20 protein-coding genes, 1 tRNA gene and 1 pseudogene are annotated in these 19,672 nt (G+C 67.2%); 11 read left to right on the top strand and 11 right to left on the bottom strand.

The window, feature by feature from the left end; genetic code table 11:
• Positions 1 to 12: 12 nt before the first annotated feature.
• From ABIE41_RS19360 to ABIE41_RS19350, 3 genes are read left to right on the top strand one after another with little or no spacing between them, the layout of a single operon-like run.
• The gene (locus ABIE41_RS19360) at positions 13 to 390 is read left to right on the top strand and encodes a hypothetical protein (RefSeq protein ID WP_192641878.1); all 378 of its coding nucleotides are present in this window, start codon (positions 13 to 15) and stop codon (positions 388 to 390) included.
• On the top strand, positions 390 to 1,661 hold the full coding sequence (locus ABIE41_RS19355; RefSeq protein ID WP_192641877.1) for a hypothetical protein: 1,272 nt from the start codon (positions 390 to 392) through the stop codon (positions 1,659 to 1,661). Before ABIE41_RS19360 ends, ABIE41_RS19355 begins: the two co-directional genes overlap by 1 nt.
• Positions 1,658 to 2,344 (top strand): nucleoside/nucleotide kinase family protein, encoded by a 687-nt coding sequence (locus ABIE41_RS19350; RefSeq protein ID WP_192641876.1) that lies wholly within the window; start codon positions 1,658 to 1,660, stop codon positions 2,342 to 2,344. The genes ABIE41_RS19355 and ABIE41_RS19350 overlap by 4 nt, the downstream gene beginning before the upstream one ends.
• Before the next feature lie 65 nt (positions 2,345 to 2,409).
• On the opposite strand, the gene ABIE41_RS19345 is transcribed toward ABIE41_RS19350, so the two are convergent.
• The 3 genes from ABIE41_RS19345 to ABIE41_RS19335 all read right to left on the bottom strand — a co-directional run bounded on the left by ABIE41_RS19345 (position 2,410) and on the right by ABIE41_RS19335 (position 3,742).
• Positions 2,410 to 2,715 (bottom strand): HNH endonuclease signature motif containing protein, encoded by a 306-nt coding sequence (locus ABIE41_RS19345; RefSeq protein ID WP_192641875.1) that lies wholly within the window; start codon positions 2,713 to 2,715, stop codon positions 2,410 to 2,412.
• A gap of 280 nt (positions 2,716 to 2,995) precedes the next feature.
• Complete coding sequence (locus ABIE41_RS19340) at positions 2,996 to 3,493, bottom strand: hypothetical protein (RefSeq protein WP_192641874.1); 498 nt, start codon at positions 3,491 to 3,493, stop codon at positions 2,996 to 2,998.
• A gap of 171 nt (positions 3,494 to 3,664) precedes the next feature.
• A tRNA-Pro gene (locus tag ABIE41_RS19335) sits at positions 3,665 to 3,742 on the bottom strand.
• Between the two features lie 218 nt (positions 3,743 to 3,960).
• On the opposite strand from ABIE41_RS19335, the gene ABIE41_RS19330 reads away from it, so the two are divergent.
• Positions 3,961 to 4,779: a class I SAM-dependent methyltransferase gene (locus ABIE41_RS19330; protein ID WP_192641873.1), complete on the top strand. Its 819-nt coding sequence runs from the start codon at positions 3,961 to 3,963 to the stop codon at positions 4,777 to 4,779.
• Here the strand turns inward: ABIE41_RS19330 and ABIE41_RS19325 are convergent.
• Entirely contained in the window at positions 4,749 to 6,011 is a 1,263-nt protein-coding gene (locus ABIE41_RS19325) for an O-antigen ligase family protein (protein ID WP_192641872.1), read from the bottom strand. The genes ABIE41_RS19330 and ABIE41_RS19325 overlap by 31 nt on opposite strands.
• On the bottom strand, positions 6,008 to 7,558 hold the full coding sequence (locus ABIE41_RS19320) for an undecaprenyl-phosphate glucose phosphotransferase (protein WP_192641871.1): 1,551 nt from the start codon (positions 7,556 to 7,558) through the stop codon (positions 6,008 to 6,010). Before ABIE41_RS19320 ends, ABIE41_RS19325 begins: the two co-directional genes overlap by 4 nt.
• Positions 7,559 to 8,082: 524 nt before the next feature.
• On the opposite strand from ABIE41_RS19320, the gene ABIE41_RS19315 reads away from it, so the two are divergent.
• Together ABIE41_RS19315 and mdtI are read left to right on the top strand one after the other, a co-directional pair.
• Positions 8,083 to 8,445, top strand: a complete 363-nt coding sequence (locus ABIE41_RS19315) for a DMT family transporter (protein ID WP_192641870.1) — start codon at positions 8,083 to 8,085, stop codon at positions 8,443 to 8,445.
• On the top strand, positions 8,442 to 8,780 hold the full coding sequence (gene mdtI, locus ABIE41_RS19310) for a multidrug/spermidine efflux SMR transporter subunit MdtI (protein ID WP_192641869.1): 339 nt from the start codon (positions 8,442 to 8,444) through the stop codon (positions 8,778 to 8,780). The genes ABIE41_RS19315 and mdtI overlap by 4 nt, the downstream gene beginning before the upstream one ends.
• A gap of 4 nt (positions 8,781 to 8,784) precedes the next feature.
• Here mdtI and ABIE41_RS19305 read toward each other — a convergent pair whose 3' ends face one another.
• Positions 8,785 to 9,942, bottom strand: coding sequence for a glycosyltransferase (locus tag ABIE41_RS19305; RefSeq protein WP_192641868.1), 1,158 nt, complete (start codon positions 9,940 to 9,942; stop codon positions 8,785 to 8,787).
• Positions 9,943 to 9,961: 19 nt separating this feature from the next.
• A complete protein-coding gene (locus ABIE41_RS19300) occupies positions 9,962 to 10,522 on the bottom strand; it encodes a polysaccharide biosynthesis/export family protein (protein ID WP_192641867.1) in 561 nt (186 codons plus the stop codon).
• Between the two features lie 192 nt (positions 10,523 to 10,714).
• Here ABIE41_RS19300 and ABIE41_RS19295 point away from each other — a divergent pair, with 192 nt between their 5' ends.
• Positions 10,715 to 12,892, top strand: a complete 2,178-nt coding sequence (locus ABIE41_RS19295) for a GumC family protein (protein WP_192641866.1) — start codon at positions 10,715 to 10,717, stop codon at positions 12,890 to 12,892.
• Between the two features lie 6 nt (positions 12,893 to 12,898).
• Here the strand turns inward: ABIE41_RS19295 and ABIE41_RS19290 are convergent, their stop codons facing one another.
• Positions 12,899 to 14,149, bottom strand: coding sequence for a GNAT family N-acetyltransferase (locus tag ABIE41_RS19290; protein ID WP_192641865.1), 1,251 nt, complete (start codon positions 14,147 to 14,149; stop codon positions 12,899 to 12,901).
• Positions 14,150 to 14,283: 134 nt separating this feature from the next.
• Here ABIE41_RS19290 and ABIE41_RS19285 point away from each other — a divergent pair, with 134 nt between their 5' ends.
• Positions 14,284 to 15,336, top strand: a complete 1,053-nt coding sequence (locus ABIE41_RS19285) for a polysaccharide deacetylase family protein (protein ID WP_192641864.1) — start codon at positions 14,284 to 14,286, stop codon at positions 15,334 to 15,336.
• A 311-nt stretch (positions 15,337 to 15,647) separates the two neighbouring features.
• Here ABIE41_RS19285 and ABIE41_RS19280 read toward each other — a convergent pair whose 3' ends face one another.
• Complete coding sequence (locus tag ABIE41_RS19280; RefSeq protein ID WP_192641863.1) at positions 15,648 to 15,860, bottom strand: DUF2842 domain-containing protein; 213 nt, start codon at positions 15,858 to 15,860, stop codon at positions 15,648 to 15,650.
• Between the two features lie 140 nt (positions 15,861 to 16,000).
• Between ABIE41_RS19280 and ABIE41_RS19275 the strand changes: the two genes are divergently transcribed.
• A complete protein-coding gene (locus tag ABIE41_RS19275; protein ID WP_354192846.1) occupies positions 16,001 to 17,068 on the top strand; it encodes a COX15/CtaA family protein in 1,068 nt (355 codons plus the stop codon).
• Between the two features lie 122 nt (positions 17,069 to 17,190).
• Here the strand turns inward: ABIE41_RS19275 and ABIE41_RS19270 are convergent, their stop codons facing one another.
• Positions 17,191 to 18,468: an O-acetylhomoserine aminocarboxypropyltransferase gene (locus ABIE41_RS19270; protein ID WP_192641862.1), complete on the bottom strand. Its 1,278-nt coding sequence runs from the start codon at positions 18,466 to 18,468 to the stop codon at positions 17,191 to 17,193.
• Between the two features lie 134 nt (positions 18,469 to 18,602).
• Positions 18,603 to 18,725 (bottom strand): annotated as a pseudogene (locus tag ABIE41_RS24290) (IS3 family transposase); the annotation flags it as partial.
• A 176-nt stretch (positions 18,726 to 18,901) separates the two neighbouring features.
• Between ABIE41_RS24290 and ABIE41_RS19265 the strand changes: the two are divergent.
• Both ABIE41_RS19265 and ABIE41_RS19260 read left to right on the top strand, forming a co-directional pair.
• Positions 18,902 to 19,099, top strand: coding sequence for an alpha/beta fold hydrolase (locus tag ABIE41_RS19265; RefSeq protein ID WP_354192843.1), 198 nt, complete (start codon positions 18,902 to 18,904; stop codon positions 19,097 to 19,099).
• A 12-nt stretch (positions 19,100 to 19,111) separates the two neighbouring features.
• A complete protein-coding gene (locus ABIE41_RS19260; RefSeq protein WP_354192841.1) occupies positions 19,112 to 19,663 on the top strand; it encodes an alpha/beta fold hydrolase in 552 nt (183 codons plus the stop codon).
• Positions 19,664 to 19,672 lie beyond the last annotated feature (9 nt).

Below are 19,672 nucleotides of genomic sequence, written 5' to 3'. Positions count from 1 at the left end.
GGATGCCCCGCCATGTCGAAGCTTGCGCGCGCCGGCCTGCTGCTCTTCGCCGCCCTTCTGCTCCTCGCCGCCACCGTGCCGCCCTTGCTGGCGCAGGAGCCCGGCTGCCGCCCGCTCGAGGTCGTCGCCTTGGAAGCGGCCGAGGCCGGCGCCGCCGGCGCGACCATCCATGTACTGACGGGCGCGGAAGCGCAGGCCGGCATGGCCTTCCTCGAGGCGCGGCTCGGCCCCTGGCCCCGGCCGGAGCGGCCGACGACGCTGATCCTCGCCATCGGCCCGCATGCGGCGCTCGTGGCCTTCGGAGAGGGCATCCAGGTCTGCCTGATGCTGCCGATGCCGCCCAGCCTCGCCACCGTCCTCGTCAAGGCCGCGCGCGGAGAGCCGGCCTGATGCGCGTGACCGGTCGGCACTGGGACGATGATTTAAAGGCGAAGATCGAGCATCGGCATTTCGTCGACGGCGAGAACGCCAGCACGATCGCCGTCGCTCTCGGGCTGCGCTATTGCAGCGTGCAGCAGCATCTGCGGAAGGTGCGGCTGCGCGCGCAGACCGGGGCGCTCGGCTTCAAGCCGGTGCTGCCAGGCTATCGCATCGCTCGCGTCACCGAGCAGACCAACGCCGACGGCTCGCTTCGTGCCCGCTCGGTCGAGCAGAAGATCGCGCCGGGCGAGGCCTTCGCGCTTCCGGCCGGGCATGTCGTCAAGGGCGTCTCGGCGCTGACCGACCCGGACGGCCGCGTGACCCAGCAATGGGTCAAGACGAAGCTCGGCGCCGTCGATCCCTTCGCGGTCGCGGCGGCGCTGAAGACCGCTTTCAAGGGTCTGCGGGGGCCGAAGGAGCCTGTGCCGCAGCCTGCGACCGTGCTATCGTCGCAGATGACGCTCTATCCGCTCGCCGATCTGCATGTCGGCATGCGGGCCTGGGGCCGCGAAACGGGCGTCAACTGGGACCTGAAGATCGCCGAGCGCGTGCTCGGAGGGGCGATGGCCTCCCTGGTGTCGCAGGCCCCGGCATCGGGCCATGCGATCGTGCTCGGTGGCGGCGACCTGATCCATTCCGACAACCAGGAGAACCGCACCGCCCGCTCGGGCCACGCGCTCGATGTCGATGGCCGCTATCCGGAGGTGGTGCGCGCCGCGGCGCGGCTGATGGTCGGCATGGTCGAGGCTGCGCTGGCGCGTCATGAGCGGGTGATCGTGCGTATCCTGAAGGGCAATCACGACGAGCACTCCTCGGTTGCGGTCGCCTATTTCCTGCTCGCCTGGTTCCGAAACGAGCCGCGCGTGATGGTCGACGACGACCCCTCGCTGTTCTTCCGGCACCGCTTCGGCAAGGTGCTGCTCGCCGGCACGCATGGCCACGCGGCGCGGGCCGAGCGCATGCCCGAGCTGATGGCGCATCGTTGGGCCGCCGACTGGGGCGAAACGCTGTTCCGCTACGCGCATATGTTCCACTTGCACCACAAGCGACTGGTGGCGAGCGAGGGCGGCGGCGTCATCGTCGAGACGCATCAGGCCCCGATCCCCCCCGACGCATGGCATTTCGGCTCCGGCTTCCTCTCGGGCCGCTCGCTGCAGGCGATCACCTATCACCGCGATTATGGCGAGATCGGCCGCAACCGCATCGCCATCCTCGACGCTGCCGGAAGCGAGGCCGCATGAAGACCGATCGATGGCCGATGGCCCCGCCGCTGCGCGGGCTGATCCCTCACAAGGATTGCCCGCACTGCGCCCGCAGTTGCGGCAATGACGAGCATGACTGCACCGGCGGCTGCGCCGCGGCTTTCCGCGTGCGGACCATCGGGCTGTGCGGCCCGGCCGGCGCGGGCAAGTCGACGGCGGCCGAGCGTCTCATGCTCCTTTGGCACTTCCAGCGGGTGCGCTTCGCTGGGCCGCTCAAAGCCATGATGCTGGCGCTCGGGCTCGACCCTGCTCAAGTCGACGGCGACCGCAAGGAAGAGCCTTCGGCCCTGCTCTGCGGCCGCACGCCGCGCCAGGCGATGCAGTGGCTTGGCACCGAATGGGGCCGCAACCTGATCGGGGAGGGGTTCTGGATCGCGGCCTGGCAGGCTGCGACGCAGTCCGGTCATCTCCAGCACCCATGGCAAGGGCATCAGCCGCTAATCGTCGCCGACGATGTCCGCTTCGCCAATGAGGCGAAGGCGATCCGCGATCGTGGTGGCCTCGTCGTGCGGATCGAGCGCCCCGGCGCCGGCTCGGCCAGCGGGGGCGACCACGCCTCGGAGCGGATGGACTTCGTGCCAGACCGGATCATCCGCAACACCGGCGACCTGGTCGCCTTCCGCAAGGCGATCGACGATCTCGCGGCCTCGCTGCGCGACTGACCGAGGCGCCCCGCAAACAGGAAGCCCCGCCCCGGCCTTGCAGCCAGGGCGGGGCTTTTCGTCGTTTAGGCGCGGGTCAGCCCTTGGCCCAATTTGCTGATGGCGCTCGCGAGCGACCCGCCGAGCGAAGCGTTCGCGCGGCAATGCAGCGGCCTCAGATTCGTTAGGTCGTCTGAGCCAAGCAAGGCCTGGGGCCTGATGTGGTCGATCTCCCATCCGTATGGAGACGATCTGTCGCCATAGTCACTGCGACGGATCAGATTGCCGAAATCATCACGGCGCCAGACGGCAGGGTCAAGGTTCGGATCAGGCCGGCCTTTTCCGAAGACGTTGAGCCGCTTCAAGGCTTCAATAAGGGTATCGGTAGGCATGTGATGGACCTTTCTGGGAGGCCCAACTGAAGCTTGACACCGTGCTCGTGTTCTCACTTAAGTGAGATGCACCCACTGGAACGGGCTTGGCTTCGGCCGGGTCCTTCCAACGAAAAGCCGGGGCTCTGCCTCGGCTTTTTGGTGACCACGCCGGGGGCGTGGACGTCGTGATGATTCACGAACGCAGTCGCAAACTACCACGCGGATCGGCACAACCCCAAGTCGCGACACGACCATCCACAGCCTGACACGACATGTTGTGGGTAAGTCTGGCTTGTGATCAGCGCCATGCGGTCGCGTCGTCGTGCTTCGCGTCCCAGATCTCGATCGCCAGCACGAGGTCGATCAGCCGCCGCTCTTCGGGTGTGTTCTCGGGCGCGCCGGTGAGGTCCTGGACCTCCTGCGTCGCGGCCTCATACTCTTCGACGGTGGTGATGACGACCTTCGGCATGGCGTGCCCTCCGGCTGGCTCAACGCGGCGCGGGAGCGGGGCGTTCCCATGTGTCATGCCGGTCCGCTCCTGAAGCACGGCATAGTGCATGAGGACGCTCGGCCGCGAGGTCAGGTTGCGGCTGCCGCAGGCCGAACAACGATAACGCAGGCAGATGTCGGGGATGGCGAGCCCGGCCGGCATGCCGTCGGTCGAGACCGCTCCATGGTGATGGCAATCGCCGCACCAGATCTCGGCCTCGGTCACGCCATTACCGCGCTCGCTGCCGACCGTCGCCGGCGCGATCTCGCGACCCTCGGCATCATACGCACGACGGGGGTTCCTCATGGATGGCGAGGCTATCGCGGAATCGCCCAGGCGAACAGCCGGAGAACATCTGTCGGGACTCTGTCGGGACTTTTTGTCCCGAAGCCTGCAGATTGGGCTCGTTTCGTTCCCAATCGCGCCGAAGCAAGCCTTTGGAGGCACAAGCTAAAGTGCTGTAATGATTAGGAAAAATGGTCGGAGCGAGAGGATTCGAACCTCCGACCCCTTGTCCCCCAGACAAGTGCGCTAACCGGGCTGCGCTACGCTCCGACGGGTCGGCTTATAGTGGCGGCGTCGCGCGGATGCAATCCGCTTGCGCCGCTTGTTTTGAGAAGGCGCTCTTCGCCCGTCATCCGTTGGGGCCGGGCCAGCCCGGAACGCCCGGATGTCAGGCCCTATTAACTGTCGAAGCACTCGGTGATTGCGGTTTTCGGGGCGAATCCGCATTGTTTTCACGTTCCCAAAGGGTTGAGCAGGCGGAGAAGACCATGTCACTGGCGACTGTCACGGCCGATCCGGTCCGGCCCGCTACGCGCGCTCAGGTCAACCCGAACCGCTCGGTCGAGGGCTTCTTCCGCGAGCTCGCGCCCGACTGGCATTCGCAATGGGCCTGGGATCACTACGAGCCGACGATTCTCGGCCTCGCCCGGCAATTCGGCCTGCGCCGCGTCTGCGAGATCGGCGGCGGTCGCGATCCGCTCTTCACCGCCGAGCAGGCGGCCGGCCATGGCATCGACCTGATCGTCAACGACATCGACGCCGGCGAACTCGCCCTGACGCCGGCAGGCCTGAAGACGGCCCGCTTCGACATCGCGGGCGATCTCTCCGAGCCCGACATCGCGCGGGGCGGCTACGACCTGATGGTCTCGCGCATGGTCTTCGAGCATGTCGCGGATGTCGAGCAGGCCTGGACCAACATCCACGCCCTGCTGGCGCCGGGCGGCGTTGCGCTCGCCTTCTTCCCGACGCTCTGGGCGCCCGTCTTCGCGCTGAACCATCTGCTGCCGGAGAAGGCCTCGCGCGCCATCGTCCACGCGCTCTTCCCGCTGCGCCGGGACGGCGGCGGCGATCCCAAGTTTCCCGCCCATTACGACTGGTGCCGCGGCAGCCGGGCGACGCTCGCGCCGATGCTGAACCGTGCCGGCTTCTCCGACGTCCACATCCAGCGCTTCTGGGGCCATGGCTATTTCGACCGGATGCCCGGGCTGAAGCAGGCCGACCACGCCTTCAATGCGCTGGCCGCGAAGATCGGCTGGGATTTCGTGACGACCTACGCCTATGTGGTCGTGCGCAAGGACCGCGGCTGAGGCGCCGCCTGCGGGGCGACGGGGAGGGCGGCGAGCCCCCAGACGAGCCCCAGCATCAGATACATGTGGCGCCAGTGGTCGGTGTCGATCTGCATCCCCTGCAGGATCGTGATGAACAGCACCGACCACAGCACGATGACATGGCCCTGGCGCGCCGAGCGCTGGAACACCAGCCGCCAGCCGACGAGGCAGGTCGCCGCCATCAGCGCCAGCCATGAGAAGCCGCCGAGCCAGCCATAGGAGGCGAAGGCGTTGATGTAGACGTTGTGCGGGTCCTCCGGGAACAGCCAGCGGAAGCGCAGCGGCCCGAAGCCGTTCGGCTCGTCCAGCAGCAGCGGGATCGAGCGGAGCTGGTTGCCGAAGCGGCCGGTGACGCCGCCGTCATACTCCTGCACCAGGCTGGCGCGGACCTCGAAGACGCTGCGGATGTTCTCGAAGGAGAGCGCAAAGAGCAGGGCCACGCTGACCAGCCCGAGCGCCGCCAGCGTCAGCGCCACGATGCGGGTGCGGCCGGCCGCGTTCGGCGCGGTCAGGAAGGTCAGCGCGATCATCAGCAGCGTCGCGCCGACGAGATTGCCCCAGGCGCCGCGCGAGAAGGTCAGGAACAGCGCGACCAGCGGCACGCTCATCAGCAGGAGCCCGCGCATCAGGCCGAGCCGGCCGATCAGGACATGGTGCAGCAGATAGACGATCGGCAGCACCAGGAAGGGCCCGAGCACGTTGGGATCCTTGAAGGTGCCCGAGGCGCGGCCATAGAGCGTGAACACAGAGCCGAGGCCGGCGATGTCGAAATAGCCGAGGATGCCGGCCAGCCCCGCGCCCCAGGCGGCGAAGAGATAGCCGCTGCGCAGTGTCTCCAGCCGGCCGAGCGGGTCTTCCGCCATGATCCCGGCGAGGAAGACGGCGGTGATCATCAGGTAGACCGAGACGGCGGTGAAGCGCACAGCCGCGGCATCGTCCATCCACGGGATCAGCGAGAAGGTGCCGCCGATATTGTAGAGCAGCAGCAGCAGCGCCAGCGGCAGCAGCTTCTGCGAGAAGCGGATCCCCGTCAGCGCGAAGACGAACAGCGCGAGCAGGAACACGACCTCATAGGGCGAGGGCTCGATCAGGGCGAGACCGCTGCAGGCGGTCAGCAGCCAGAGCACGCCGCGCTTCAGCGTCGCATAGGAGATGCGCAGCCGGCCGCGTCGTGCCGGCTCCTGGCCGCTCCTGTCGGCGAGCGCGCTCAATAGGCGTTCTCGCTCTTGGTCATCAGCGAGAAGGGGGTCTTGATCAGGATGTAGAGGTCGAGCAGCACCGACCAGTTCTCGATGTAGTAGAGGTCGTGCTCGACGCGGCGCTGGATCTTGTCCTCGGTGTCGGTCTCGCCGCGCCAGCCATTGACCTGCGCCCAGCCGGTGATTCCGGGCTTGACCTTGTGACGGGCGAAATAGCCGTCGACCACCTGCTCATAGGCGCGGTTCGAGGCGGTGGCGTGCAGCGCATGCGGGCGCGGGCCGACCAGCGAGAGATTGCCCTTGAACACGACGTTGAAGAGCTGGGGCAGCTCGTCGAGCGAGGTCTTGCGGATGAAGCGGCCGACGCGGGTGACGCGCGGATCGTCCTTCGTCACCTGCTTGGCGGCGGTGTGGTCGGTCATCTCGTGATAGAGCGAGCGGAACTTGAAGACCTCGATCTGCTCGTTGTTGAAGCCGTAGCGCTTCTGCCGGAACAGCACCGGCCCCTTCGAATCGAGCTTGATCGCGATCGCGGTGGCCAGCATCACCGGCGAGAGCAGGATCAGCGCCAGCGTGCCGACGACCTTGTCGAAGGCCCATTTGACGACGATGTCCCAGTCCGCGATCGGCCGGTCGAACACGTCGAGCACCGGCACCGCGCCGAAATAGGAATAGGAGCGCGGCCGGAAGCGCAGCTTCGACATATGCGCCGATAGGCGGATGTCGATCGGCAGCACCCAGAGCTTGCGCAGCATCGCCAGAAGCCGCGCCTCGGCCGAGATCGGCAGCGTGAAGATCACGAGATCGAGCTTGGTGCGCCGCGCGAACTCAACGAGGTCGTCGATCGTGCCGAGCTTGGGATAGCCGGCAACGAGGTCGGGCGAGCGGTCGTCGTTGCGGTCGTCGAAGACGCCGCAGATGCGCAGGCCCGTGTCGCGCTGTGCCTCTAGCGCCTGGATCAGGGCTTCGCCGCCTTCGCCGCCGCCGACGATGGCGGTGCGCCGCTCGAGCCGCCCCGAGCGCGTCAGATGCCGCACGGCCAGCGTCACCGCCAGACGCTCGCCCAGCAATGCCGCCGCGCCGACGCTGTAGAAGCCCAGCAGCCAGACGCGCGAGACCTGATCGCCGATCTTGAGGAAGAAGAAGGCGGCCAGCGTGATCAGGAACAGCAGGGTCCAGCCGCTGGCGAGCCGCACCGCCATGGCGATAAAGTTCCTGAGCGCACCGACATGGTAGAGATGCAGCGCCTGGAAGGTGGCGAGCGCGCCCACAGCGAGCGCGGGAATCGTGATCTGGTAGGGCAGGATGCTCTCGGTCGTGCCCGCGGCGTAGAGCCAGTAGATCAGGCCGCCGGCCCCCACCACGGCCAGCACGTCGAGCAGGCGAACCAGCCCCTCGATCATCACCGGCGACAGCGTCGGCTTGACCGGGATCGCGGCAATGCGCTCGGCCAGAGGGTGGAACACGCGTGTCCCGCTTCGGGCCGGCCCGAACATGTCGGGCGTCGCCGAGGCGGCGGCATCCGCCTTCATCAGGTCGCGGACATCGAAGGCACCCATGACGTCACATCCCCGTCGCGGTCGGCACCGCCGGACGCGATCTTCGCCGGCCCGCCGATCTTGCCGCTGGCCTACCGGAAAATGCTCACGGAAGGCTTAATCGGACGCATCGCTGTTTCCCGGAGCGGGGCCCGGATTTCGTGCCGCAGCGCGGGATCCCGGGGGCGTCAAATTTCAGGCGCTTTGGAAAGTCGAAATTCGCGTGGTCCGTCAAGGTATTGATGCAGGTTCTGAGCCGACGAAGATCCTTCCATCGGCATCGCTATAATCGACTGTAAAGTGATGAAAGGTTGACGCAAAGCAATTGCGAGGCTATATTCACCGGCGATGAGTGTCTGAGAAGCACATATTTGGGCGATTGCGGGTGCGGCCAGAAAGCCGACTGCGTGCATATTGCCGTGCTGCCTTCGCGACTGATGTCGCGATGGCCTTTTGATCCGGACGCTGATTTCAAACTCGAACTCTTGCCGACCCCTCCGGCCTCGCTCCCGCGTTGGCCACTGCCGGTCCGGCCCGTGTGCAACATGTCTTCCCATTGGTTCTTCCTGCTCGCGGCGATTGCCGTCGAGATCGTCGCGACGGCCGCGCTGAAATCGGTCGTGTCTGAATCCTGGCTGGTCGCGTTCCTGCCGCTCCTGCTCATCGGTCTTTCCTTCGCGCTGCTCAGCGTCGCCCTGCGCGTCATACCGCTCGCGGTCGCCTATGCGGTCTGGGAGGGGCTCGGCATCGTCGGCATCGCCGTGGTCGGCCATCTCCTCTTCGGCGAGCATCTCACCGCGGGGCGCGTCGCCGCGCTGGCGGCGATCCTCGCCGGCATCCTTCTCCTCGAGCGTGGCGTCGGCGAGAGCCCCTCGGCCGCCGAGCCGCGCCAGGGGAGGCTGGCATGACCTCCGCCCTTCTGCCGCAGTCGCTCGCCATCGCCTGGCTCGCCCTGGCCGTGGTGCTCGAGGTGACCGGGTCTTGCCTGCTCAAGCTGTCCGACGGCCTGCGCCGGCGCCTCCCGGGCGCGCTCGGCATCCTGCTGGTGATCGGAGCCTTCGCCGCGCTCACCCAGGCGATCCGCGGCATGGATCTCTCGGTCGCCTATGCCGTCTGGGGCGGGGCAGGGCTGGTGATCACCGCCCTCGTCGGTGCCTTCGCCTTCGGCCAGCGCATCAGGCCGAGCGGCTGGGCCGGAATCGTCCTGGTCGTGGCCGGCGTCGTCGCGCTGAAATCGCTCTGATGGCTCAGCCGCCGGCGCGCTTTGCCAGCGCGTCGCGATAGGCGTCGAGCACGCCGTCGATCATCGGCGCGAGGCGGAAATTCTCCCGCACATGCGCGGCGAGATCGGCGGCCTCGGCCGCGCGATCGGCTTCCGGCGCTGCCAGCAGCTTGGCGATCGCGCCCGCGAGGATGGGGGCGTCGTCGGGCGGGATCAGCCGGTGGCGATGGCGCGGCCCGTAGATCTCGTTGATGCCGCCGACATCGGTGGCTACCAGCGGCTGCGCCGCCGCCGCCGCTTCCAGCACGACATAGGGCAGCGATTCCGCCCGCGACGGCACGACCATGACATGCGCCCGCGAGAGCGCCCGCCTGATCGGGCCCGGCGGCTCGAACTCGCATTGCGCGGCGACGCCGCGGGCGATGGTGAGCGAGCGCAGCTCCGCCTCGTCCGGGCCGGAGCCGACGATCAGGATGCGCGGAGTCAATCCGTCCCGCGTCTTCAGCAGGCCGAGCGCGTCGATCAGCGTGTCGATGCCCTTGGCCGAGCGCAGCTCGCCCAGATAGACGAGATCGAAGAGCGCATCGCTGTGATCGATCGGCTCGAATTCGGGGTCGGACACGCCGTTGAGGACGATGCGGTGGTCGGTACTGGGCTCGTGGCCGATATAGGCCTCGAAGCGGCCGGCGATGAAGCGGCTCTCGAACAGGAACATGTCGGTGGCGCGTTCGAGCAGCCGCTCCACGGCCATATAGACCTTATGCTCCGTGCCGCCGGGCTTGTAGTTGAAGCTGCCGCCATGGGGCGTATAGGCGGTGACGTAGCGCCGTCCGGGACTGACCATCGCCGGCATCCGCCCGTAGACCCCGCCCTTCGAGCCATGGCAGTGCACCACGTCCGGCGCCAGCTTGCGGCGCAGCGCGATGGCGGCGAGCTGGGCGCGGGCGTCGGTGAGGCTCGGATAGCGCGACATCGGCACGCGCGTGATGCCTAGCGAGAGCCGGTCCGACAGGGCGGCGAAAACCTCGTCGGCGCGTTGGCCGCCCGTCGTGGCGTCGCAGAAGATGCCGACCGCGTGGCCGCGCTCGGCCTGGCCGCGAGCGAGGTCGAGCACATGGCGGAAGAGCCCCCCGAGCGGGGCCCGGAAGACATGCAGAATCCGCAGCCGCGCGGCGTCCGTCATCGGGCCTCTCCGCGCAGGCTCAGAACCAGCGTTCCTTGATCACGATCGTGTCGCCCGGCTGCACCTGATAGGTGATCGGCACGCTCGCGGTCACGAGCCGGTCCTCGATCTGGCGCGTCACCTCGGCGGTGCTGCGCTGGCCGCGCGGGGTGAAGCCGCCCGCGATCGCCACCGCGGTCTGCACGGTCATGCCGTGGACATAGGGAAACTGCCCGGAATTGGTCACCTCGCCGAGCACGAAGAAGGGCCGGTAGGTATCGACCTCTACGGAGACCTTTGGCTCGCGCAGGAAGCCGGCGCGCAGCTTGCCCTCGATCGCGCGCTCGAGCTGCTGGGTGGTGCGGCCCTGCGCCTCGACGGTGTCGATCAGCGGCATCGCGATCCGGCCCGAGCCGTCGACTGCGTAGATATTCGAGAGATTGTCCTGTCCGAAGACGATGATGCGCAGCCGGTCGCCGCTGGCGAGCCGGTAGGGGCCCGCGGGTTGGGCAAGGGCGTACTCCGACGGGCCGATACGCGGCGCGCAGGCGCCTGCCATCATGGCGACGGCCAGTGCGAGAGGGGCGAGACGACGACTCATCACAAGCAATACCCATGCGAAGCTCGCCGGAGCATTGCCGGGATATGGTTAAGAAAAGCTTCCGCGCCAGGCAGTCCGCATCGGTTCGGAACGCCGCCCGCGGAGGGCTCTTAACTCAGCACTAACCTTACTGCGCTTTCATCGCCCCGCGTCCTGTCCAGGGCGCGTGCGTTTTGCGTGAATGGATGGGTCATGACCGCTCATACCGAGAGCCTCGTCAGGGATGATCTGCGCGAGCCGTCGGCGCGCGACGACGGTCGCGGCGAGATGCTCGACCTCTCGGCACTGTGGGAGGCGGTCAAGCGCCGCCGCGGCTGGATCATCGGCCCGACCCTTGCTGTGCTGGGCCTGTCCTTCGTCGCGGTGAACCTGGTCTCGCCGCGCTACACCGGCGAGGCGCGCATCCTGCTGGAGAACCGGGGCACCTTCTTTGCGCTGCCCGGCCAGTCCGCCGACGCCTCGGCGCAGTTCGATTCCGAGGCGGTGCAGAGCCAGGTGCAGATCATCATGTCGCGGGATCTCGCCCGCGAGGCGATCAAGCGCATCGGCCTCGTCGGCAATCCCGAATTCGATTCCGGCGCCGGCGCGCTGAATGCGCTGCGCAAGATCGGCGTCCTCGTCGGGCTCGGCGGCCACCCGGCCGACCGTTCGCCCGAGGATCGCGTGCTGGAGAAGTATTACGACCGGCTGCTGGTCTATCCGGTCGGGCGCTCGCGCATCGTCGCGGTCGAGTTCACCTCGCAGGATCCCGCGCTTGCCGCCAAGGGCGCCAACATCATCGCCAACGCCTATCTCGAACTGCAGGAGGCGGCCAAGCAGGACTCCGCCCGCAGCGCCTCGTCCTGGCTGTCCACCACCATCGAGCCGCTGCGCCAGCGCCTGGCCGATGCCGAGGCCAAGGTCGAGCAGTTCCGCTCCCGCAACGGGTTGCTGGTCGGCGCCAACAACACGACGATCAATGCCCAGCAGCTCGGCGATCTCTCGACCCAGCTCTCCGCCGCCCGCAGCCAGCAGGCCGAGGCGCAGGCCAAGGCCGGCCTGATCCGCGATGCAATCAAGCAGGGCCGTACCTTCGAAATCCCCGACGTCGCCAACAACGAACTGGTGCGCCGCCTGATCGAGCAGCGCGTCAATCTGCGCGCGCAGATCGCGCTCGAATCCCGCAACCTCCTCTCCGAGCATCCCCGCATCAAGGAGCTCAACGCCCAACTCGCCGATCTCGAGGGGCAGCTCCGCGCCGCCGCCGAGCGTACGGTCCGGACGCTGGAGAACGAGGCCAAGATCGCCGGTCAGCGAGTCGAGAGCTTTACCGCCGCCCTCGACGGCCAGAAGAAGAGCGTCTCGACCGGCAATGACAGCGAGGTGCAGCTGCGCGCGCTCGAGCGCGAGGCGCGCACGCTGCGCGAGCAGCTCGAGCAATACATGCTGCGCTATCGCGAGGCCGTGGCCCGCGACACCCAGAACGCCACCCCCGCCGATGCCCGCGTGATCTCGCGCGCCATCGAGCCGACCGAACCCTCCTTCCCGAAGAAGCTGCCGACCGTGCTGGTGGCGACGCTCGCGACCTTCCTCGTCTCGCTGGCGACGGTCGTCTCGCGCGAATTGCTGAACGGCCAGCGCGAGGCGCCGGCCTCCGGCCCTCGCCGGACGCCCGGCTGGGTCGGGGGAGGCGCCACCGGCTCCCCCCGTCGCGAAGAGCCGCAGACCGATGCGCGCCGCGAGCGCGTCGCCGGCCTGCTCACCCATGGCGGGCGGCTCGGCCAGGTCACGATCGATCTCGTCCATCCCGAGCAGACGCTCGCCGATCTCGCCGAGCGGATCGAGGAGCCAGCGCGCGGCATGGCGCCGATGGTTCTGGTGCTCGACGGGGCGGGCGAGGGCGCGACCACGCCGCTCGACCTCGCCGATCTGCTCTCCCAGCGCTGCCGCTGCATCATCGTCGACCTCGCGGCCGATGAGGGACGCAGCCAGCCCGGCTTCTCCGAGCTGCTCGCCGGGGAGGCGCTGTTCTCCGACATCATCACGCGCCAGCAGGGCTCGCGCCTGCATCGCATCGGCCCCGGCCGGGCCGGCCGCGACGCGGTGCTGGCGGCGCCTGATCTCGTCCAGGTCGCGCTGGATGCTCTGTGCGAGACCTATGACTGGGTCTTCGTCTCCGCCGCCTCCAATGATGAAGGGCCGGTGCTGGCACCGCTGGCGAAGCGCGCCCAGGGCGGGCTCGTCATGGCCGGCCAGCTCGGCAACGGCCATGCCGTCGAGGCTGCATATCGCCTGGCCGATCTCACCAAGGCTCCGGTGACGCTGATGCTCGATGCGCCCGAGCGCGCGCGCATGGGCGAGCTGCGCGAGCGAGACCCCGCGCCGCTCTGAAGGCGGCTACTCCTCGGCAGCGGGCTTGCGCCCGCGCCGCAGCCAGCCCGACACCCGGTGCGCGAGCTTCAGCGCGACAGGCGAGGCCTTGATGCGCCGCTTCATCTCGCGCTTGGCCCGGCTGAACAGGGCAAAAGCCCGGCCCTTGGCAGTCAGTGGCAGGAAGGTGTCGACGAGATCGTCGCGCTCGTCGCAGATCGTCGTCTTGTAGCGCGCCTCGCCGACGCCGAGATCGAAGACCGTGAACCCCTCCCGGCACTTCAGCTTGATCAGGTCGATCAGCAGAATCTCGCCCGGGCTGGTCTTCGCGACCTCGCTCTCCATGTCGAAGGACGTCGCCATGCCGGAGAAGCGATCGCCCTGGACGGCGCCGACATAGGTCGCGACCGACTGCCCCGCAACATCCAGCGAATACAGCTCCAGGGCCGGCGGCCGGTCCCCTTCCGGGGCCGCTCCACGCTCGAGGAAGCGGCGCATGGCGGGTGGCGCGAAGGGGTCGGCGATGCCCATCATCGCGAAACGGGCCGCCTTCTGCCGCAGGAAGGCGTCGATCACCCGCGCGATCTCTTCCGGCGTCCGCGCCCGCACCATCTCGGAAGGGCCATGGGCGATGAAGCGGTTGCGCTTGTTCTTGAGCTTCTTGTGGGCATGGCTGCTCATCGAGCGCCGCAGCGAGCCCTCGGCGTCGCCGGGCGCGAGCGCGAGCTTGTAGGCCCCGCTCGGGCTCGGGCCTCCGGCGAGCTGCGCCAGCGGGTTCGGCACGCCCTGCCACTGCGTCGGCTGGTTGACGAAGATGAAGGCGTCGAGCCCGCCAATGGCCGCCCCGATCTCGGCCAGCATGAGCCGCGCGCCGGCGGCGTCCAGGCCGGCGGCGAAGGCCGGGTCGTAGAGGCCCATATGATAATTGGCGTGCTTGCCGCCGATGAATTCGGCGAAGCGGATGCCGTTGCGGCGGGTGATGACGAGAGGCAGGATCGCCAGCGCCGCGCCGGCAGCGTCGCGCAGCACGGCATGGCGGAGCACCATGCGCTCGGCCCGGCCGACCGTCTCGGCGAAGGCGCGCACCCAGCCATGGGCCTGGTAGGGCGTGACGAGGGCACGCTCTTCCAGAGCCCGCCATTCCCCTGCGAGCGCGGCGATGTCCTCGACCACGGACAGGCTGGCCCAGCTCCTTGCGACGGCCTCGTCGCGGATGGGCGGCGCATCGGCGAGGCGATGCGTGGCGGCGGAGCGGCTTTGTTCGACGAGCGCTGACATGGAGCTGAAAGCCTCGGAGGCGACGGCAATGCCGCCTCCTTAACCCGCTATTGTGAACGGACTGGCCAAGATCGCCCGCGATGGCGCCGCCATCGGACAACAGCGTTAGCGGGCGGTTGCCGCGGAACGGACAGATGAACCTGCGCCACCTTGCCTTCTCGGCGATCTTCAAGGCGATCGCGGCCACGGGGGCCGACCGCTGGGGCCGGGGCCTCGCGCAGGGCCGCGGCGTGATCCTGACGCTGCATCATGTCCGGCCGCAGGGTGCAGGCGGCTTCCGGCCCAACGGCCTGCTCGAAATCACCCCCGACTTCCTCGATCGCACGCTCGGCCTGATCCACGCCGAGGGCTACGATCTGGTGTCGCTGGACGATGCGCTCGCCCGGCTCGCGGCGCCGCAAACGGGGCGCTTCTTCGTCGCGCTGACCTTCGACGACGGCTACCGCGACAATGTCGAGCAGGCCTGGCCTGTGCTGGCGAAACACGGCGTGCCCTGGACGCTCTTCGTCACGCCGGGCTTCGCCGATCGCACCGCGCGGCTCTGGTGGCTGGAACTGGAAGAGGCGCTTCGTGCGCTGCCGGCGATCTCGCTTTCCCTGCCAGACGGCCCCTTCACGGCACGGACGGCGCGTGATTCCGAAAAGCAGCGCGCTTTCGACAGGCTCTACTGGCGTCTGCGCAAACAGCCCGAAGCGATTCTGCTGTCAGCCATTTCGGATCTGACCGCACAGGCGGGCATCGACCCCGCCGCCTTGGTCGAGCGCGAATGCCTGCCCTGGGAGACACTGCGGGCGCTGGCCGGCGCGCCGGGGGTGACCATCGGCGCGCACACGCTGACGCATCCGATGCTGGCCAAGCATGACGAGGCCTTCGCCCGCGCAGAGATCGTCGATAGCAGGACCCGGCTCGAAGCCGAGCTCGGCATGCCCATCCGCCACTTCGCCTATCCGGTCGGCGACCCGACCTCGGCTGGCCCGCGGGAGTTCGCGCTGGCAAGGGACGCAGGCTTCGCCAGCGCGGTGACAACGCGGCCAGGCCATCTGTTCAAGGAGCATGCCGACCACCTCCACGCCCTGCCGCGCGTCTCGCTCAATGGATTGCATCAGAGCGACGAGGCCGTGAAAGCGCTGCTCTCGGGTTTGCCGTTCTGGCTGTGGAATAGGGGGAGGCGGGTCAATGGCCGATAAAGAGATATTCTTTATCTTCTCAGTCGGTTTGGCGCTATCGGGGTTTTTGATTTCCGAACGAGGGCTCGTGTCAAAATGCATGGGCGTGCTAATATTGGTTCCCTTTATCGTATTCTATTGGCTTAGTCGGAATGTTGACGGGATTCCGAGAGCGAATGCGGCAGCAATCATTGGTTTGATGTTTGTGGCATCTGGATTCGCGAGGGTGTTGCCTAGGCCGTTATTTATTATAGCCTTGTTGACGCCATATATTCTGGTATTCTTGTTAAATTATTTCGATCTGAAAATGTTGTAGTAAGGTTGGTGCTCCGTCATCGTGCGTCGTCCTTCCGCTCCATCCACTTGATCAGCGGCAGGAGCGGCAGCACCCAGGCGAGGCCGAGCGCGACATAGGCGATGGTCTGCACGACCTTCGGTGCCTCGGTGATGCGCCCCTGCGCCAGCGCCATGGCGACGAGGGCGTAGACGCAGACGAAGACGATGATGACGACGGTGCCGATCAGCTTGCGGTGGGTCTGTCTCATCGGCTGTCTCGTCCTGGCGTTCGGGGCGGGGCGCGCCGCCTGCGGCAATGCGGGCGTTGTCGGCCTCGGGCGCGCCGACTATCTGTCACCTGCTTCCACGCTTGTGAAGCCAATCTGATGCGACCGAAGGCCCCGCTTCCGTGACGATCGCTCTCGACAGACACCCCTCGATCATCCTGCAGGGCGGACAGCATGCCGGGGTCCGGCGCTGGCTCTGGGCCGTGGCGGCGCTGGTCTTAGTCATGGTCGTCGTCGGCGGGGCGACGCGGCTCACCGGCTCGGGCCTCTCCATCACGGAATGGAAGCCGATCACCGGCGCCCTGCCGCCGCTCTCGGCCGAGACCTGGGCAAGCGAGTTCGCGAAATACCGCGCCAGCCCGCAATACCAGCTGCTGAACCAGGGCATGAGCCTGGGCGAATTCCAGTTCATCTACTGGTGGGAATGGGGCCACCGCCAGCTCGGCCGCTTCATCGGCCTGGTCTATCTCGGCGGTTTCCTCGTCGTTGCGGCGCTGCGGCTGCTGCCCTGGCGCCAGACGCTGGTGCTGTTCGGCATGGGGCTGCTGCTCGGCCTGCAGGGCACAATCGGCTGGATCATGGTCGCCTCGGGCCTGCAGCCCGGCATGGTCGCGGTCGCGCCGGTCAAGCTGACGCTGCACCTGACCTTTGCCGCGCTGTTCTTTGCCTCGGTGATCGCTTTCGCCACCTGGAAGACGCCGGCTCGCCGGGCCGAACCGGGTCATGGACGTGCGATGGCCTGGGTGCTGCTGGCGCTGCTCTTCGGGCAGATCGCGCTCGGCGGGCTCGTCGCCGGCTCGCGCGCCGGTTTCGTCTACAACACCTGGCCGCTGATGGATGGCGCGCTGGTTCCGGGCGTCGAGACGCTGTTCGTGCGGCCCGCTTTCTGGGAGAACTTCGTCGACAACGCGGCGCTGGTGCAGTTCAACCACCGCATCGGCGCCTATCTGCTGCTGGCGCTGGCGATCTGGCACATGGTCTCGCTGCGCAAGGCGGCGCCGGGCTCGGGCGGCGCCAAGCGCGCCACGGCGATCCTCGGCCTGACGCTGAGCCAGGCCGTACTCGGCATCGTCACGCTGCTGCTCGTCGTGCCGCTCTGGGCCGGACTCGCCCACCAGGCGCTCGGCTTCCTCGTGCTGGCGATGGGCGTCGTCCATGTGACGCGCACGGAAGCTGCCGCGCGCGGTTGAAACGCGCCGTCATGCTCGGGCTCGGCCCGAGCATCTCGTGACGAGATAGCGCCGCTTCCTACGCCTCGACGGCCTGAGGTTCTCGGGTCTACGCTGCGCTTCGCCCGAGAATGACGCGAAGATCAGGCCAGCGCCTGATCCAGATCGTCGATCAGGTCCGCCACATCCTCTAGCCCGATCGACAGGCGGATCACCTGCGGGCCGGCGCCCGACGCCGTCTTCTGCTCGTCGGTGAGCTGGCGGTGTGTGGTCGAGGCCGGGTGGATCACCAGCGAGCGCGTGTCGCCGATATTGGCCAGATGCGAGAACAGCTTCAGCTCGGTGACAAGCTTGACGCCGGCGTCGTAGCCGCCCTTCAGCCCGAAGGTGAAGACCGCGCCGGCGCCCTTCGGCGAATAGCGCTTGGCCAGCTCGTGATACTTGTCGCCGGGCAGGCCGGGATAGCTGACCCATTCCACCGCCGGGTGCTTCGAGAGATGCGTTGCGACCGCCAGCGCGCTCTCGCAATGGCGCTGCATGCGCAGCGGCAGCGTCTCGATGCCGGTCAGGATCATGAAGGCGTTGAAGGGGGAGAGCGCCGGGCCCATGTCGCGCAGGCCGAGCACGCGGGTCGCGATGGCGAAAGCGAAATTGCCGAAGGTCTCGGCCAGCACCATGCCGTTATACTCCGGCCGCGGCTTAGAGAGCATCGGGTAGCGCTCGTCGCCGACCCAATTGAACGAGCCGCCATCGACGATGATGCCACCGATCGAATTGCCGTGCCCGCCGAGGAACTTGGTCAGCGAATGCACGACGATGTCCGCGCCGTGCTCGAAGGGCCGCACGAGATAGGGCGTCGCCATGGTGTTGTCGACGATCAGCGGGATGTTGTGCTTCTTGGCGATGGCCGAGATGCCGGCGATGTCGACGACCACGCCGCCTGGATTGGCGATGGATTCGATGAAGATCGCCTTGGTCTTGGGCGTCACGGCAGCGGCGAAGGCCTCCAGATCGTCCGAATCGGCCCAGATCACGTTCCAGCCGAAGTTCTTGTAGGAGTGGTTGAACTGGTTGATCGAGCCGCCATAGAGCTTCTTGGCCGCAACAAACTCGTCGCCCGGCTGCATCAGCGCGTGGAAGCAGAGGAACTCGGCGGCATGGCCCGAGGCCACCGCGAGCGCCGCCGTGCCGCCTTCCAGCGCTGCGACGCGCTCTTCCAGCACCGCGTTGGTCGGGTTGCCGATGCGGGTGTAGATGTTGCCGAAGGCCTGCAGCCCGAAGAGCGAGGCGGCGTGGTCGACATCGTCGAAGACGAAGGACGTCGTCTGGTAGATCGGCGTGGCGCGCGCGCCGGTGGCCGCATCAGGCGCAGCGCCGGCATGGATGGCGAGGGTGTGGAAACCCGGTGCGCGGTCGGTCATGGCGTGCTCCCTGAATGCTCTGATGGCATGATGAAACGATCATCGTGCCGTTGCGTTCGTTTTAACGAACGACCGGGATGACGTCAAACAGGATCCGGTGTTTCGCAAGCCCGTTCTCTGGTTCGGGCGGACGATTGCAGCGCCAGATCGGCCAGCGCTGTCTCGCCCTCGATGGCTGCCAGCGCGACCTTCGCCTCGAAAGCCGGGCTGTGGTTCCGGCACATGCGTCTCGTCTGACCCGCTGGTGTTCGCGGCAATCATGCCGCGTTCCGGCCGAAAATCCACCGATGACCGATGTCCAAATTTTCCGAGGCAGTCCCTCGTCGAATCCGGAATGCATCACTATACAGTGGCGCCGGGGGAGACGAGACGCCGATCAATGACAGTGTTGAGACGTAATAATGTCACGGTGCATGGCGCTCAGGGGGCGTTCATGGTCTACGCCCATGGATTCGGTTGCGATCACACCATGTGGGCACGTGTCGCGAAGCAGTTCACTACGACCCATCGGGTGGTCCTGTTCGATTATGTCGGCAGCGGCAGGTCAGACATCAGGGCTTTCGATGGCGAACGTTACGGCACGTTGGACGGGTATGTGCAGGACCTCCTCGATGTGTGTGATGCGCTTTAGCTGACATCCGGCGTGTCGTTCGTCGGCCATTCTGTCAGCTGCAGCGTCGGCCTCCTGGCGTCAGTCAGGCGACCGCACCTGTTCGATCGACTGATCCTGCTCGGTCCATCGCCGAGCTTTCTCAACCATCGCCCTGAGTATGAGGGCGGCTTCGAGCGGGAGGATCTGGAAGGTTTGCTGGCGCTCATGGATCAGAATTACATGGGCTGGGCAAATTATCTCGCCCCTGTCGTGGCTGGTCCGGACGGCGCGGGCACCGTATCGGCCGAACTGTCGGACAGCTTCTGTTCAACCGATCCAGTGTCTGCGCGCGTGTTTGCGCAGACGACGTTCTTCGCCGACAATCGATCCGACCTTCAATACGTGACGGCGCCGAGTCTTATTCTTCAACATCGAAATGATGCACTGGCTCCCCTGTCGGTTGGAGCGTATATGCACGAGCGTCTCGTGGGCAGCGAACTCGAAATCCTCGATGTGGCCGGCCATTGCGCGCACATGACCCACCCGGATCTCGTCGTCGCGGCCGTCACACGCTATCTCGCCTCCGACGATAATCAGCGCTGAAAAGAAGAC

The organism is Bosea sp. OAE506 (assembly GCF_040546595.1).
GTDB lineage: Bacteria > Pseudomonadota > Alphaproteobacteria > Rhizobiales > Beijerinckiaceae > Allobosea.
Note: the sequence above shows the minus strand (reverse complement) of the source record. Positions and strands in the feature narration are given on the sequence as shown.

What these genes read in the sequence shown, in the direction of transcription:
- ABIE41_RS19360 (WP_192641878.1), top strand. Translation starts at nt 13, where the DNA reads ATGTCGAAGCTTGCGCGCGCCGGCCTGCTGCTCTTCGCCGCCCTTCTG.
- ABIE41_RS19355 (WP_192641877.1), top strand. Translation starts at nt 390, where the DNA reads ATGCGCGTGACCGGTCGGCACTGGGACGATGATTTAAAGGCGAAGATC.
- ABIE41_RS19350 (WP_192641876.1), top strand. Translation starts at nt 1,658, where the DNA reads ATGAAGACCGATCGATGGCCGATGGCCCCGCCGCTGCGCGGGCTGATC.
- ABIE41_RS19345 (WP_192641875.1), bottom strand. Translation starts at nt 2,715, where the DNA reads ATGCCTACCGATACCCTTATTGAAGCCTTGAAGCGGCTCAACGTCTTC.
- ABIE41_RS19340 (WP_192641874.1), bottom strand. Translation starts at nt 3,493, where the DNA reads ATGAGGAACCCCCGTCGTGCGTATGATGCCGAGGGTCGCGAGATCGCG.
- ABIE41_RS19330 (WP_192641873.1), top strand. Translation starts at nt 3,961, where the DNA reads ATGTCACTGGCGACTGTCACGGCCGATCCGGTCCGGCCCGCTACGCGC.
- ABIE41_RS19320 (WP_192641871.1), bottom strand. Translation starts at nt 7,558, where the DNA reads ATGGGTGCCTTCGATGTCCGCGACCTGATGAAGGCGGATGCCGCCGCC.
- ABIE41_RS19315 (WP_192641870.1), top strand. Translation starts at nt 8,083, where the DNA reads ATGTCTTCCCATTGGTTCTTCCTGCTCGCGGCGATTGCCGTCGAGATC.
- mdtI (WP_192641869.1), top strand. Translation starts at nt 8,442, where the DNA reads ATGACCTCCGCCCTTCTGCCGCAGTCGCTCGCCATCGCCTGGCTCGCC.
- ABIE41_RS19305 (WP_192641868.1), bottom strand. Translation starts at nt 9,942, where the DNA reads ATGACGGACGCCGCGCGGCTGCGGATTCTGCATGTCTTCCGGGCCCCG.
- ABIE41_RS19300 (WP_192641867.1), bottom strand. Translation starts at nt 10,522, where the DNA reads ATGAGTCGTCGTCTCGCCCCTCTCGCACTGGCCGTCGCCATGATGGCA.
- ABIE41_RS19295 (WP_192641866.1), top strand. Translation starts at nt 10,715, where the DNA reads ATGACCGCTCATACCGAGAGCCTCGTCAGGGATGATCTGCGCGAGCCG.
- ABIE41_RS19290 (WP_192641865.1), bottom strand. Translation starts at nt 14,149, where the DNA reads ATGTCAGCGCTCGTCGAACAAAGCCGCTCCGCCGCCACGCATCGCCTC.
- ABIE41_RS19285 (WP_192641864.1), top strand. Translation starts at nt 14,284, where the DNA reads ATGAACCTGCGCCACCTTGCCTTCTCGGCGATCTTCAAGGCGATCGCG.
- ABIE41_RS19280 (WP_192641863.1), bottom strand. Translation starts at nt 15,860, where the DNA reads ATGAGACAGACCCACCGCAAGCTGATCGGCACCGTCGTCATCATCGTC.
- ABIE41_RS19270 (WP_192641862.1), bottom strand. Translation starts at nt 18,468, where the DNA reads ATGACCGACCGCGCACCGGGTTTCCACACCCTCGCCATCCATGCCGGC.
- ABIE41_RS19265 (WP_354192843.1), top strand. Translation starts at nt 18,902, where the DNA reads ATGGTCTACGCCCATGGATTCGGTTGCGATCACACCATGTGGGCACGT.